Here is a 14,016-nt window from a genome sequence, read left to right as displayed (position 1 = left end):
CATGGATTTCACGTTCCTGGGCGGCATGTTCGCCAACCTTCTCAAGGGCCTGCCGCTGACGCTGAATTTCTGGGTGCTGTCCCTGCTGGGCGGCGGCACGCTGGCGCTGATCCTCAACCTGATGCGGACCACCCGGATCGGCAATGCGGTGGCCGCGGCCTATGTCTTTGTGTTCCGGGGCACGCCGCTCCTGATCCAGATCTTCATGATCTACTATGGGCTGGCGGGCTTTGGCTTTGTCCGGCAAAGCTTTCTGTGGCCGTTTCTGCGCGAACCCTACTGGTGCGGGCTGCTGGCGCTGATCCTGAATGACGCGGCCTACACCTCGGAAATCCTGCGCGGTGGCTTGCGCGCCGTCCCCAAAGGCGCGGTCGAGGCGGGGCGCGTGTCGGGCATGACCCGGTTTGCCATCCTGCGCCGCATTACGCTGCCGCTGGCCTTTCGGCAGGCGCTGCCCGCCTATTCCAACGAGGTGATCTCGATGCTGAAAGCGACGGCGCTGGTGTCGACCATCACGCTGATGGACATGACCGGCATCGCGCGCGCTGCGATCTCGGAAACCTGGCGGGCGGTGGAAATCCTGCTCTGCGCGGCGGCAATCTATCTGGCAATCTCGCTGCTTGTGACCCGGTTCTCGGCCTGGTTCGAACGGCGGCTTTCGCCCTGGCAATTCGGAAGGACGACACCATGACGGACGCTGTGGAGACCAAAGCTGTGGGACCGGCGCTGTCGATCACCGGGCTGCGCAAGACGTTCGGGGCCAACGAAGTGCTGCGCGGCATCGACCTGAGCGCGCGGGATGGCGACGTGATCTCGATGATCGGGGCCTCGGGCTCGGGCAAAAGCACACTGCTGCGCTGCATCCCGATGCTGGAAATCCCGGATGCAGGCACTGTCACCGTGGGCGAAGACAGCCTGTCGCCGAAAGGCGCCCGCCTGACACGGGCCGAAGAGGCCACGGCGCGGCGGATGCGCGGCCATCTGGGCTTTGTGTTCCAGAACTTCAACCTGTGGACCCATCGCACCGTTTTGCAAAACGTGATCGAGGCCCCGCTGTTTGTGCAAAACCGCAGCCGGGCCGAGGCGGTCGATGAGGCGACCGCCCTGCTGGAAAAGGTCGGTCTGGCGGAAAAGCGCGACGCCTGGCCCGCGCATCTGTCGGGCGGGCAACAGCAGCGTGTGGCCATTGCCCGCGCGCTGGCACAGCGCCCCCGCGCGATCCTGTTCGACGAGCCGACCTCGGCGCTGGACCCGGAACTGGTGGGCGAAGTGCTCAAGGTGATCCGCAGTCTGGCCGAAGAGGGCCGCACCCTGCTGATCGTCACCCACGAGATGGGGTTTGCGCGCGATGTCTCGTCGCGCGTGGTGCTGCTGCATCAGGGCCAGATCGAGGAAGACGGCACCCCGGAACAGGTCTTTGCCAACCCAAGGTCAGACCGCGCACGCGCCTTTCTGTCCGGTCATTTCGACCGGACGCGGTAGGGAAAGGGCAAGCGATGCGCCAGCCCATTGAACGCAAAAGCCTTCAGGATCAGGCAACCGACTGGCTGCGCGAGGCGATTGTGCGCGGCGATCTGGCGCCGGGCACGATCCTGACCGAACAGGCGCTGACCGAACAGATCGGCACCGGGCGCGGCACGGTGCGCTCGGCCCTGTTCGCGCTTGAAGCGCAGGAGCTGGTGACCCGCACGCCCTATTCCAGCTGGCGGGTGGCCGTGCTGGATGCGCAGGTGATCTGGGAGATCTACACCCTGCGGGCCGCCTTTGAGGGGCTGGCGGCACGCATTCTGGCCGAACGGCGCGAGGTGCTGGGCTTGGATCAGGTGACAGCCGCCTTTGCGGCGCTGACCATGGCGCAGGATGCAGATACCAGCGCGCGGGTGGCCGCCGATCTGGGGTTTCACGCCAGTTTCGTGCGCCAGACCGGGCATCAGCATCTGATCCGCCGCCATGGCCTGCTGGCCGACAAGATGGAGTGGCTGTACCGCTGGTCGGAAAGCCACTGGCCCTGCCGCAACCCGCTGCTGGGCGAACATCAGCCGCTGTTCGACGCGCTGACCGGGGGCACCCCGGATCAGGCCGAACGCGCGGTGCGCGATCACATCGACTATTCCATAACACAGGATGTCGCAGGCTTTCACAGCCTAGCCACAGGAGAGAACAGATGACCGAGATCACCATCCTTGACGGCGGCATGGGCCGCGAGCTGGAACGTGTGGGCGCGCCGTTCCGCCAGCCGGAATGGTCGGCTCTGGCCCTGATCGAAGCGCCCGAAACCGTGGCACAGGTCCATGCCGCCTATGTGCAGGCCGGTGCCGGGGTCATCACCACCAATTCCTATGCGCTGGTGCCGTTCCACATCGGTGAAGCGCGGTTCCGCGCCGAGGGCGAACGGCTGGCCGATCTGGCGGGCCGCATGGCGCGGCAGGCGGCGGCGGGCAACCCCGCCGTGCGCGTTGCCGGATCGCTGCCGCCGGTGTTCGGCTCCTATCAGCCCGAACTGTTTCAGGCCGATGTCGCGCAGGACTATCTGGCCGTACTGGTCAAGGGCCTGACCCCGCATGTCGATCTGTGGCTGGCCGAAACCCAATCCAGTCTGGAAGAGGCTGAAGCCGCCGCCATCGCCATCCGCGCCACCGGCAAACCGCTGTGGATTTCCTTTACGCTGCGCGACGATGACGGGGCCGAAGCCCTGCCCCGGCCCGAATTGCGCTCTGGCCAGTCGGTGACCGAGGCGGCGCATCTGGCCGTGAAGCTCGGGGCCGAAGCGATGCTGTTCAACTGCTCGCGCCCCGAGGTGATGGGGGCGGCGCTGGAGGCCGCCCGCGCCGCCGAACCCGGCCTGCGCCTTGGCGTCTACGCCAACGCCTTCAGCGATTCACAAGATGATGACGGGGCCGCAAACGAGGTCGTCTCGACCATCCGCGCCGATCTGGACCCGCCGCATTACTGCGGCTGGGCCGAGGGTTGGGCGGCCAAGGGGGCCACCATCATCGGCGGCTGCTGCGGCATCGGCACCGAGCACATCCACCATCTGGCCGGGCATCTGGGTCACGCCGATAAGGCCTGATCCAGATCACGGATCAGGTCCGCCGCCGCCTCCAGCCCGACCGACAAGCGGAAGATGCCGTCGCCCGCAAAGCGGCGGTAATCCTCCAGCCCCGCGCCGGTCAGCTTGTAGGTGCCGCCGATCATCTCGGCGGTATCGAGATAAGTCACGATGCTGCGCTGATGGCCCAGCGAAAAGGCGTAATGCGCCACCCGCAGCCGCGCCGCCAGCTGCCGCGCCATCGCAGGTCCGTCCTTGGTGCGAAAACCGATCACGCCGCCGGGGTGATCCATCTGCCGCCGCGCCAGATCATGCTGCGGGTGTGAGGGCAGACCGGGCCAGATCACCCGCTCCACCGCCGGATGATCCTCCAGCATCTGTGCCAGCGTGGCCGCCGTCTGGTTGATCTGCGCCATGCGCGGGAACAGCGTGTCGATGCCGCGCAGGATCAGCCAGGCATTCGACGCCGACAGCGCCGCCCCCAGATACACCCCCGCACAGCCGCGCAGCTGCGCGATCAGCGCCTGCGGTCCGCAGACGATGCCCCCCAGCGCATCGCCATGACCGTTGATGAACTTGGTCAGCGAATGGATCACCAGATCCACCCCCAGCGCCAGCGGCCGGGTCGACACCGGCGTCGCCAGCGTGCTGTCCACCGACACCAGCGCCCCCGCCTCATGCGCGATCCGCGCGATTTCGGCCAGATCGGTCAGCCGCAGGATCGGGTTGCAGGGGCTTTCGCAATGCACCAGCCGGGTGTTGGGCCGCAGGGCCGCGCGCAGATCGTCGGGGCGCGACAGGTTGACCGGCGTGACCTCGATCCCCAGACCGGGCAGGATCACCCGCGCCAGCTCTGCCGCCCCGGCATAGGTCACGTCACTGATGATCAGATGATCCCCCGCCTTCAGCAGGGTCAGGAACACTCCGGCAATCGCCGCCACCCCGGTGGCAAAGGCCAGCGCATCGGGCGCGCCTTCCAGCGCCGCCATCCGGGTTTCCAGCGCCCGCACGGTCGGGTTCAGCCAGCGGGCATAGGTATAGGGCTCATCGGCAATATCGCCCAGACCAGCGGCAGAAAACGCGCCTTCGCCGGGGGCCACCAGATGGTTGACCGACATGGAGATATCGGGCTGGATCGAACGGGTCGCAGGGTTGATCGACAGCCCGGCATCCAGCGACAGGGTTTCAGGGCGGGCATCGGGCGGCAAGGGGGGAAACATGGTCGGCACCTCTGGTGAGCGTTTCCGCCAAGGATACCGGCAGGCTACGCCGCCGCGCCGCACATTTCCTCAGATCATCGCCGATTTTCATCGGCACTTTTCGCGTTTGCGCGGCTAGTCTTCGGCCACCGGCACATACAGCCCCACCTTCAGCGGCTTGAGCACGACATTGGTGGTGATCCGCCGGATCAGGGGATTGTCGCGCATCATCCGCGCGGTGATGGCGTCGTAATCCTCGACATCGCGGGCCAGGATCACCGCCACCAGATCCACCGCGCCGGTGACGTAATACAGCTGCTGAATGGCCTCGGTCCGGTCGGCCCAGGCCTGCAGCTTTTGCAGCACGTCGTAATTGTCCCGCTCGACCTCCAGCCCGGCGATAAAGCGCATCGCCTGCCCCGCCGCCTTTGGATCGACCACCGCAATGTCGGCGCGGATGATGCCCCCGGCACGCAAGGCCCGCAACCGACGTTGCACGGCCGAGGCCGACAGGCCGACCTGATCGGCAATCGCCTCGGCCTTGATCTGGCTGTCGCGCTGCACGATGGCCAGTATCCTGCGGTCAAACTCGTCCAAAACGCCCCTCTCCCGTAGGTGTGAGCGGGCATATTGCATATGCCCTGCCCCATTGCCACATGCCACTGCCGCCAGCCTGCCCCCCTCAAGGGGAAGATCGTAAAGCGACTGCGCTTTGTGCGAGTTCGATGCGGCGGGCATCAGCATCGCCGACTTCGAAAAATCCGGGTGTCGGACGGCACCAACACGTTTGTTGGTGCCGCCGTGTCAGGCGTCGATCCTGGCGAATTCGTGGTCAGGTCCGCGTGCCAGCTTGTCCGTCCGGTCAACGCCAAGAAACAGCACGATGTTCTTTGCCACATACAGGGTGGACCAGGTGCCAAGGATCACCCCCAGCAGCATGGCAAAGACAAAGCCGCGGATCACATCGCCGCCAAAGATCAGCAGCACGATCAGGGCGATCAGCGTGGTCATGGCTGTCATCAGCGTGCGGCTCAGCGTCTCGTTGGCCGACAGGTTCATCAGATCGCGCAACGGTGTGGTTTTGAACTTGACCAGATTCTCGCGCAGCCGGTCGAAAATGACCACCGTATCATTCACCGAATAGCCAAGAATGGTCAGCAGCGCCGCCACGATGGTCAGGTCGAACTTCAGCCCGAACAGCGCAAAGATGCCGACCGTCACCACCACATCATGGATCAGCGCGGCCACCGTTCCCACAGCGAACTGCCATTCAAAGCGCATCCAGACATACACCAGAATGCCCGCCGCCCCCGCCCCCACGGCGGCAAGGGCAAGCCAGATCAGCTCTGCCGAGACTTTGGGACCAACCGATTCCACCGCCGTGAACGTCACCGCCGGATCGACCGTCTGAACCGCCGCCTCGACCCTCGCCACGGTCTCGGGCGAAAGGGCCTCGGACCCCTGCTGTGCCTCGATCCGGATGGTTGCGACATGCTGGTCGGGGCGGAAGCCGGGATCGAACACTTCGGTGATCGACACATCGCCCAGCGACAGATCTGCCAGCGCTGTCCGGTAGCTGCCGACATCAATGGCTTGCGTCGATTCTGCGCGGATCGTCGTGCCGCCCTTGAAGTCGATCCCGAAGTTCAGGCCAAGCATTGCCACCACCAGCAGCGATGCCACCACCGCAGCAACCGATGCCCCAAAGGTCAGCCATTGCGCGCGGAAGAAGTCGATTGTCGTTGTCTCGGGGGCCAGCCTGATCCAGCCCTTCAGCGCGATGGTCTTGGGCCGCTTCCACCGCAGCCATGTCTCAACGATCAGCCGCGTCACATAGACGGCGGTGAACATTGACGTCAGGATGCCCAGCCCCAGTGTGACCGCAAAGCCCCGCACCGGGCCGGAGCCTATCGCAAACATGATCAGCGCGGTCAGAAGCCCGGTGATGTTGCTGTCCATGATTGCCGACAGCGCCTTTTGAAATCCGATATCGACGGCGCGACCGGGGGCTCGGCCCTGCCGCAACTCCTCGCGTATCCGCTCAAAGATCAGCACGTTGGCATCGACCGCCATGCCCATGGTCAGTACGATCCCCGCAATGCCGGGCAAGGTCAGCGTGGCCCCCATGACCGAAAGCGCGGCCAGCAAAAGCCCCATATTCAACCCAAGTGCAAGGTTCGCCATCAGGCCGAAACCGCCATAGCAGGCCACCATGAACAGGGCGACAGCCGCGATCCCGATCACCGCAGCCCGCTGCCCGGCGTCGATGCTGTCGGCCCCAAGCTCGGGGCCGATGGTGCGCTCTTCAAGAAAGGTCATGCCCGCCGGCAGCGCGCCCGCCCGCAACAGAATGGCAAGCTCGGTTGACCCTTCTACCGTGAACTGCCCGGTGATGATGCCGGAACCGCCCGGAATATGGCTCTGGATCACCGGGGCCGAAATCACCTCGCCATCCAGCACGATGGCAAAGGGCTGGCCGATATTGGCGGCAGTGTAATCGCCAAAAACACGCGCCCCTGCAGGATCAAAGCGGAAACTCACCGCCGGGCGGTTGTTCTGGTCAAAGGCGGGCTGGGCATCGACCAGATTTTCGCCGCTGACCACCGGGCTGCGGTCCAGCACGTAAAACACCCCCGGCTCATCCGCCGCAGGCAGCACCAGATCACCGGGCCTGCCGCCTTGCGCCGTGCCCGCCCGGCCCAGAACCGGATGAAAGGTCAGCTGGGCCGTGGTTCCGATCAGCGATTTCAGCTCGGCAGCAGACCCGATGCCCGGCACCTGAATCAGAATGCGATCGTCGCCCTGACGCATGATCGTGGGTTCACGGGTGCCAACCTCATCCACCCGCCGGCGGATGATTTCCAGCGATTGCTGCAGCGTGCGTGCGTCTGACGCCTTTTGCTCGGCGGCGGAAAGGGTAACGACAAGCGTATCCCCCTCGGCCCGCACCTCGATGTCGTTCTGACCGATCCCGGTCATTGACACGACCGGCGTGGCAAGCGCGCGCACCGCCTCCAGCGCGGCGGGCATGCCCGCCGGATTGCCAAGCGTCACATGCAACTCGCCTGGTGCAGTTTCGTTGCGCCGGATGCTGCCAACCTGATCACGCAGATCGCGCAAGCGGCCGCGCAACTGGGGCCACAGCACCTCCATCCGCGCGGCATGAACGTCCTTTACATGGACCTCGGCCAGAAGATGCGCCCCGCCCCGCAGATCGAGCCCAAGGCTGACAAGGCTGGAGGGCAGCCATGTGGGCCAGCCCGCCAGATCCGCCTCTGTCCCGGCTGGCAAGCTGCCGGTCTGGGCCAGAACGGCGGCGGCATCATTGTGCCGCTCGACCTGCGGGTAAAAGGCATTGGGCAGGGCAAAGACGATGCCCCAGAGACAGACGCCCCAGATAAAGAGGCGTTTCCAGACGTGAGTGTTTGACATGACCTGTCCTTGAACCGGCATCCCCCCGGCCTTTGGCGGGGCGGGAGCCGGAAACGATGTGACCTTGAAATCACCACATGCAGCCTTGCCCGACGCCTGTGGCGTGCGGGCAGCGGGTGTTGTGGGGTGGCTGTGGGTTGGCCTGCGCTTGCAGCACAAACCAACGGTATCAGCGTTCAGATCACAGGCGGCGCACGCGGTTCCGGTCGGGTGTGCAGGCACAGGCCGCGCGGCGCATCAGCCCCACAAGGCGAAACATGGCGATAGAGACCCGACGTACCGGGGTAGGTCTCGGCCAACAGCGCCACAAAGTCAGGGTCGCCGCCATGCCGGAACTCGGGGATCCGCTGGATCTTGCCCGCAGCCGATACTGTGGCGACATGCTCTGCGGCCTGCACCGCAGCCAGACTGGCCGATGCGGACTGCGTCGGGATGTTTGCCTGATGGGGTTGGCCCCCGATCCACACCAGAGTCAGCGCCAAACCCACCATCCAGGCAAAGAATGCCTGGCGAAGCCTTGGGCATGGGAGCGCAAGCCGGTTCATCCGGCCCATGTTGCATTTATCGCCTGCCGGGACAATTGGCCAATTGTCAGGCCCGCGCCAATGCCGTCTGGCAAGACCGCCGCTTATCGGCGGCGTGTCATCATCCAGATAAAGAAAACCCCGCCGATCAGGCCAGTGACGACACCGATGGGCATGTCTTCGGGGGCCATCACCACGCGGGCGGCAGCATCGGCCCAGATCAGGAACACCGCCCCCGCCAGCGCCGATCCGGGCAGCACGCGGGCGTTGTCACCCCCGGCCACCAGCCGCACCAGATGCGGCATCATCAGCCCGACAAAGCCGATCAGCCCGGAAAAGGCCACCATGACCCCGGTGATCAGCGCGGCCACCACAAAGACGGTCAGCCGGAACCGACCAACCTCGATCCCAAGGCTGGCGGCGGTTTCATCGCCAAGGCTCATTGCATTCAGCCGCCCGGCCTGCGCCCAAAGCCACAGGCCACAGGGGATCAGCACGGCCAGCGGCCACAAAAGATGGCTCCACTGCGCAAGGCCCAGCCCGCCCAGCATCCAGAACACCACGGTATGGGTGGCGCGCGGATCGCCCAGAAAGATCAGGATATTTGCACATGCCATGATGACAAAGCTGACGGCCACCCCCGCGAGCACCAGCCGGTCGGCACTGCTGGCGCCCGCCAGTTGCGCAACCCCCAGCACCAGCACCGTGGCCCCCAGCGCCCCGCCAAAGGCCATCAGCGGCACGGTCAAAAGACCAAGGAACAACCCGGTGTGCATCAGTGCCGCAATGGCCCCGAAAGCCCCGCCCGAAGAGATCCCCAGCAGGTGCGGATCGGCCAGCGGGTTGCGCGTGACCGCCTGCAGCGCCGCCCCTACAAGGCCCAGACCAGCCCCCACCAGCCCGGCCAGCACCACACGGGGAAAGCGGATTTCCCAGACGACGTTGGCCCGGCCCACACTCCAGTCCGCGGTCACAACTCCCGGCAGGACACGGTCCAGCGCCACGCCCCAGACCGTGCTCAGCGGGATCGCCACCGCCCCCACCGACACAGCCACGATGATCGAGACCAGCAGCAGCAACGCCGCCAGAACGGCGATGCCGGTGCCGGTCCCGACCCGGCGCGCGACAGAGGGATGGGCGGTGGCGTCAACCATGGCTCAGTTGCTCCAGAAACCGGCGACCAGCTTTTCCACGGCATGAATATTGCGCGGACCGGGCGTTGCCTCGACATATTCCAGCACGACAAAACGGTCGTTCTTTACCGCGTCGATGCTGGCAAAGGCGGCGCTGTCCTTCATAAAGGCAATCTTCTGCTCGGCGGTCACATCGCCGTAGTTGACGATCACCACCACCTCGGGGTTGCGTTCCACCACCGGCTCCCAGCCGATTTCGGCCCAGCTCTTTTCCAGATCATTCATGATGTTGGTGCCCCCCGCCGCCTCGATCAGCGCAGTCGGCATCGCATAAGCCCCGGCGGTAAAGGGTGCCTCTTCACCGCTGTCATAGACGAAAACGCGCAGCGGGGCCGAGCGGTCAACGCCCGCCGTCGCCCCGGCCAGACGGTCCTTCCAGCCCGCTACCAGCTCTGCGGCCCTGGCCTCGACGCCAAAAATCTTTCCAAGGTTCAGGATGTCATTGTACATGTCATCCATGCTGGATTTGGCCTTTGGCCCGATGTGGATGCAGCTTTCGGTCAGCTCATAGGTCTGAATGCCGAAGGGTTCCAGCGTCGCGGGCGTAACCTCGCCGCCGACTTTCATGCCGTAGTTCCAGCCCGCAAAGAAAAAGTCAGCCTCGGCCCCGGCCATCACTTCCTTGGTGGGGTATCTGGCCGCAAGTTCCGGCAGTTCGGCGACACCGGCACGCATCTCAGCATCCAGCGTCTTCCAGCCCGAAATGCCGGTATAGCCGATCATTCTGTCGCGCAGACCCAGAACCAGCATCATCTCGGTCAGGTTGACATCATGCGATATGGCGCGGCTGGGGGCGGCATCAAAGGTCACTTCGCGGTCACAGCTTTTGACCGTGACCGGAAAGGCGGCAGCGGCGGTGGCAGACAACAGCAAGGCCAGAAGGGAAAGACGGATCATGTTTGGTCCAGTTTGTCAGAGATGAAAGGAAAAACGGGGGGTTGGCCCTGTCCGGTCGATGCGCGCGCTGACGTGAAAGGCATCGGCAAGCGTGGCCTCGGTCAGCGCCTCGGCGGGCGTGCCGTCGGCCAGAATTCGTCCCGCACGCAGGATCAGCACACGGGTTGCAAATTCGGCGGCCAGGGTCAGGTCATGCAGCGTGGCAATGACCGTCAGGCCCAGCCCCTTGAGCAGCGCCAGAAGTTCCAGCTGGTGGCGGATGTCGAGGTGGTTGGTGGGTTCATCAAGCACGATCACCCGCGGTTGCTGCGCAAGCGCGCGGGCCACCATCACCCGCTGGCGTTCACCGCCTGACAACGTGCCAAAGGCGCGGTCGGCCATTCCGGTCAGATCCATGCGCTGAATGGCAGCCTCGATGATCGCAGCGTCCTCATCGCCAGAGGCAAACAGGCCCGCGCCCCAGCCTTTGCGATGCGGCAGGCGGCCAAGCGCCACAATCTGCCGGGCGGTCAGCGCAAAATCGGTGGGCTGTTCCTGCAAGACAGCGGCAAGGTGGCGCGCCGTCTTGGGCGCACCCATCAGCCAGATGTCCTTGCCCATCAGCCGCACGGTCCCTTTGCGCGGGGCCTGATGACGATAGATCAGCCGCAACAACGAGGATTTGCCCGCCCCGTTCGCCCCGCAGATCGCCATGATCTGGCCTTGCGGCACGGCAAAGCTGATGTCGGACAGAATGTCGGCCTGCCCCTTTGGCCCCCAGCAAACGCCGCTCAGTTCAACGTCGGTCACTGGATCGCCCCTTTGCAGGTGACGATCATCGCCGCCGGAATCCGGGCCAGAGTGTTGGCGCACAGGCGCGGCGGACAGTCCCGGCCAGCCATCCAGCCGTCATCAAGCGCGGCATAAAGGCGCGCGAATGCGACAAGATCGTCAATCGGCTCTGCCGGGTCAATGTCGCCGAACAGCCAGGTCGCCCTGGCATTTGCCCGCCAGCCCACGACGCAAGGTCCACCGTGATCCGGCACACAGCCCGCCAGACAGGCCGTGCCCGACACGTCGAAATCGCCCGATAACCCCGCCGCTGCAATCGCCGTGCGCAGCTTTTTCAGCAAGGCAAAGCCGGGCTCGCAGCTGCTGCCTGTGTGTTTGCAGGCCTTGCAAACCAATATCTGATGCGGCGCGGATTGCGCCACGGAGTAAGAGGGCGTGGCCACTGGCCGCCGCGGTTTATCGTCCATCGAAGACTCCTTCCGGGGCACCCCGCCCGGTGGTTACTGACTTCGATGGCAGGTCTCCTGACTCGCGGGTCCGGGCTTGCCCCGCCTTCCCAGCCTTTCGGCCAGTGGCACCGGGGGTCGCTCACCGCTTACAGTTGCGGGGGCAGTCACGGAATTGGCGGCTTTTGCCTACACCACACCGTATTCCCTTTTCACCCGGCCGCGCGTGGTTTGGCCGGGAACCATCCCGCACAGGTTTGCCGCCACAAGCCCGCCGGGTCAATCCACATTCTGCTCAATCCGGCAGGCAGGATGCTCCCGTCACAGGTGCAGCGCCATGATCACCGCGTCGCGCGCCGGAATGGCTACCGACAGGTCTTCGCCCCAGTGAACCACTCCCGGCATCAGCGCCCTGCCGTTCACCCGCACATCGACAGGCTGCGGCCCGTCCGTCGGGTTCACCAGCCACAGATAGCGCTGGTCCCCGTCCACATGCAGGCGGCCCTGCACGGCAGGGTTGCCAGTGTCGATCATGGGCACGATCCCGGCCCAGGCCATACAGGCCGCAAACCATGCGGCTGCGCCCTCGCCGCCCGCCTCGATGTCGCGGAAATGGCCTGCCGAAATATGGGTCCCGATCAGCAATGTGCGACCCTCGCCATGGGGAGATGTCGTGACGGCCACCCGACCATCATCGAAGCCGCCTAAGATCGTCGCCCCGGCAGACCGATAAGATTGCAGAAAGCCGCCCCCCCGCAGCGCCACTCCATCAAGCGTCAGAGCGATCCTGTCGGCGATGTCGGGCATGAACTCGACCTCGTGTTCTTCGATCCCGAACATTTCGGCAAGTCCGTTGTGTGGCTGCCTGACACCGACACGGCCCATATCGCCGAAATATCCCGGACAGGCCTCGGAGATCAGCTTGCCCCCCTTGGCCACCCATGCGGCAAGGCGTTTGGCCAGATCAGCCGGGATCAGGATCGGATAAGGCGCATAGAGCACGTCATACTGGTCAATGTCGTCGCAATGCACCCAGTCCGCCTGAACGCCCAAGTCAAAAAAGCCGCGATAGGCCCCCCACATCGAGTCCTGATAGGTGGTGAAACCGCCCTCTGCCGACAACAGCCGGTCAAAGCGCTGCGCCTCGGGGATCAGCAACAGGCCGATTTCCCCCCGCACCGGCTTGGCCGCCATCAGCCCTGCCTGCGCGGGCGCATTCGCCCAGCGCCCGATCTGCGTCTGCATCTCGGATCTGGGGGTGCGCTCGCCATCCATGCCATAAGCGCCGAATGCCCCGAACAGCGGCCCATCCAAAAGTGGGCGGTAACGCAGGTTCATCATCCCCCGCGCCCCGGCAGCAAAGGACGCAAGCGACCACAGCCGAATATCCTCGGGCGTCGCAACCCGCGCATCATTCTTGGCGCGGCCCAGAACCTGTGGCTGCATCCACAGCGGCCCGCCCTGCCGCTCGGCGTGCCAGAACGGTTTGCCACGCGCCGCCCCCCGCACCAGATCGCCAGCATAAAAGTTGCGCCACGGCTGGTTGCCCTTGCGGGCCGCGATCCAGGTATAGCCGTAAATCTCGACCTGTTCCGCCGCCCGCCAGTCGTTGCAGCCATGCCCGGCCAATGCCGTGACCGACCCTGCGATGCCGTGCGAAATGATCTTCGCCTGCGGGTCAGCGGCGCGGATCGTGGCAATCTTGTCGTCGACATGGCCGTAGAAATTGTCTTCGCGAAAGGTCATCCAGTCCAGACATTCTGCATAGGGCTGCACCTGCCGGGGCGGCATGATGTCATCCCAGTCGGCATAGGAATAGCGGTGCCAGACCTCGGCCAGCGCATCAAGGCTGCCGTATTTCTGGCGCAGCCAGACCCGGAACGCCGCCGCCGTCGGATCAGAGTGATCAAACTCCGGCTGATAGTTCATCTCATTGTTCACGTCATAGCCCATCAGGCCGGGGTGGCCGCGATAGCGCTCGGCCAGCCGGGTCAGAAACCCCATCACCGCCTCATGCACCTCGGGCGCGTTGAGGGTCATCGGCCCTGCCCCGCCCAGACCCTCGCCAAAGCCGCCCACGGCGGTTGACGGGCTGAGCTGTGATGCCATGGCCCGCCCGTCTGCCGTCCGCATCCGGGCATGGCCAAGCTTGCGGGTCAGCCAGTCGGGGGCCGCCATGGTGAACTCGGCGATAACGGTCGCCATGCCGTTTTCGGCGGCTAGATCCAGCTGCCGGTCGCAATCATCCCAGTCGAACCGGCCCGGTGCCCGCTCGATCGCCGACCACATGAACCAATGGCGAAAGGTGTTGAGGCCATCGGATGCTGCCACGCCATAATCGCGCGCCCAATCCTCACGCGGCGGGTTTGACTTGCGGAAATAGACCGCGCCATAGGGGATCTGGGGGTGAGGGATTGGCATGGCTAACCTTTCGGCCCTTATATCGGGCACGGTCTGGGTCTTGGGGTGTGGATGGTCGCGGCGGGCATCGCGCATTCATTCCCT

The 14,016-nt window shown here is 65.0% G+C and carries 13 protein-coding genes and 1 riboswitch; of the genes, 4 read left to right on the top strand and 9 right to left on the bottom strand.

Annotated features, from left to right (window positions below):
• Nucleotide 1 precedes the first annotated feature (1 nt).
• The 4 genes from J2X53_RS07555 to J2X53_RS07540 are packed head-to-tail and all read left to right on the top strand — an operon-like array spanning nucleotide 2 to nucleotide 3,070.
• Nucleotides 2-691, top strand: coding sequence for an ABC transporter permease subunit (locus J2X53_RS07555; RefSeq protein ID WP_349036882.1), 690 nt, complete (start codon nucleotides 2-4; stop codon nucleotides 689-691).
• A complete protein-coding gene (locus J2X53_RS07550; protein ID WP_349036881.1) occupies nucleotides 688-1,482 on the top strand; it encodes an ATP-binding cassette domain-containing protein in 795 nt (264 codons plus the stop codon). Before J2X53_RS07555 ends, J2X53_RS07550 begins: the two co-directional genes overlap by 4 nt.
• A 14-nt stretch (nucleotides 1,483-1,496) precedes the next feature.
• Nucleotides 1,497-2,168, top strand: coding sequence for a GntR family transcriptional regulator (locus J2X53_RS07545; RefSeq protein ID WP_349036880.1), 672 nt, complete (start codon nucleotides 1,497-1,499; stop codon nucleotides 2,166-2,168).
• Nucleotides 2,165-3,070 (top strand): homocysteine S-methyltransferase family protein, encoded by a 906-nt coding sequence (locus tag J2X53_RS07540; RefSeq protein WP_349036879.1) that lies wholly within the window; start codon nucleotides 2,165-2,167, stop codon nucleotides 3,068-3,070. The genes J2X53_RS07545 and J2X53_RS07540 overlap by 4 nt, the downstream gene beginning before the upstream one ends.
• Here the strand turns inward: J2X53_RS07540 and J2X53_RS07535 are convergent.
• From J2X53_RS07535 to J2X53_RS07495, 9 genes are all read right to left on the bottom strand, one after another.
• On the bottom strand, nucleotides 3,052-4,269 hold the full coding sequence (locus tag J2X53_RS07535; protein ID WP_349036878.1) for an aminotransferase class I/II-fold pyridoxal phosphate-dependent enzyme: 1,218 nt from the start codon (nucleotides 4,267-4,269) through the stop codon (nucleotides 3,052-3,054). The two genes, J2X53_RS07540 and J2X53_RS07535, sit on opposite strands and share 19 nt — an antisense overlap.
• 114 nt (nucleotides 4,270-4,383) lie before the next feature.
• Entirely contained in the window at nucleotides 4,384-4,845 is a 462-nt protein-coding gene (locus J2X53_RS07530; protein WP_349036877.1) for an Lrp/AsnC family transcriptional regulator, read from the bottom strand.
• 207 nt (nucleotides 4,846-5,052) lie between these two features.
• Nucleotides 5,053-7,680, bottom strand: coding sequence for a protein translocase subunit SecD (gene secD, locus J2X53_RS07525; RefSeq protein ID WP_349036876.1), 2,628 nt, complete (start codon nucleotides 7,678-7,680; stop codon nucleotides 5,053-5,055).
• A 176-nt stretch (nucleotides 7,681-7,856) separates the two neighbouring features.
• Entirely contained in the window at nucleotides 7,857-8,162 is a 306-nt protein-coding gene (locus tag J2X53_RS07520) for a hypothetical protein (RefSeq protein ID WP_349036875.1), read from the bottom strand.
• 146 nt (nucleotides 8,163-8,308) lie between these two features.
• A complete protein-coding gene (locus J2X53_RS07515; RefSeq protein WP_349036874.1) occupies nucleotides 8,309-9,358 on the bottom strand; it encodes an iron ABC transporter permease in 1,050 nt (349 codons plus the stop codon).
• A gap of 3 nt (nucleotides 9,359-9,361) precedes the next feature.
• The gene (locus J2X53_RS07510) at nucleotides 9,362-10,294 is read right to left on the bottom strand and encodes an ABC transporter substrate-binding protein (protein WP_349036873.1); all 933 of its coding nucleotides are present in this window, start codon (nucleotides 10,292-10,294) and stop codon (nucleotides 9,362-9,364) included.
• Between the two features lie 15 nt (nucleotides 10,295-10,309).
• Nucleotides 10,310-11,083: an ABC transporter ATP-binding protein gene (locus J2X53_RS07505; protein ID WP_349036872.1), complete on the bottom strand. Its 774-nt coding sequence runs from the start codon at nucleotides 11,081-11,083 to the stop codon at nucleotides 10,310-10,312.
• The gene (locus tag J2X53_RS07500) at nucleotides 11,080-11,532 is read right to left on the bottom strand and encodes a DUF1636 domain-containing protein (RefSeq protein ID WP_349036871.1); all 453 of its coding nucleotides are present in this window, start codon (nucleotides 11,530-11,532) and stop codon (nucleotides 11,080-11,082) included. Before J2X53_RS07500 ends, J2X53_RS07505 begins: the two co-directional genes overlap by 4 nt.
• A gap of 29 nt (nucleotides 11,533-11,561) precedes the next feature.
• Nucleotides 11,562-11,773: riboswitch (cobalamin riboswitch) on the bottom strand.
• Nucleotides 11,774-11,832: 59 nt separating this feature from the next.
• Nucleotides 11,833-13,932: a beta-galactosidase gene (locus J2X53_RS07495; RefSeq protein WP_349036870.1), complete on the bottom strand. Its 2,100-nt coding sequence runs from the start codon at nucleotides 13,930-13,932 to the stop codon at nucleotides 11,833-11,835.
• Nucleotides 13,933-14,016: the final 84 nt, after the last annotated feature.

It is taken from the genome of Pseudotabrizicola sp. 4114 (genome assembly GCF_031457365.1).
Classification (GTDB): Bacteria; Pseudomonadota; Alphaproteobacteria; order Rhodobacterales; family Rhodobacteraceae; genus Pseudotabrizicola.
The sequence above is the reverse complement of the archived record's forward strand: the minus strand, read 5'-3'. Positions and strand labels throughout refer to the sequence as shown.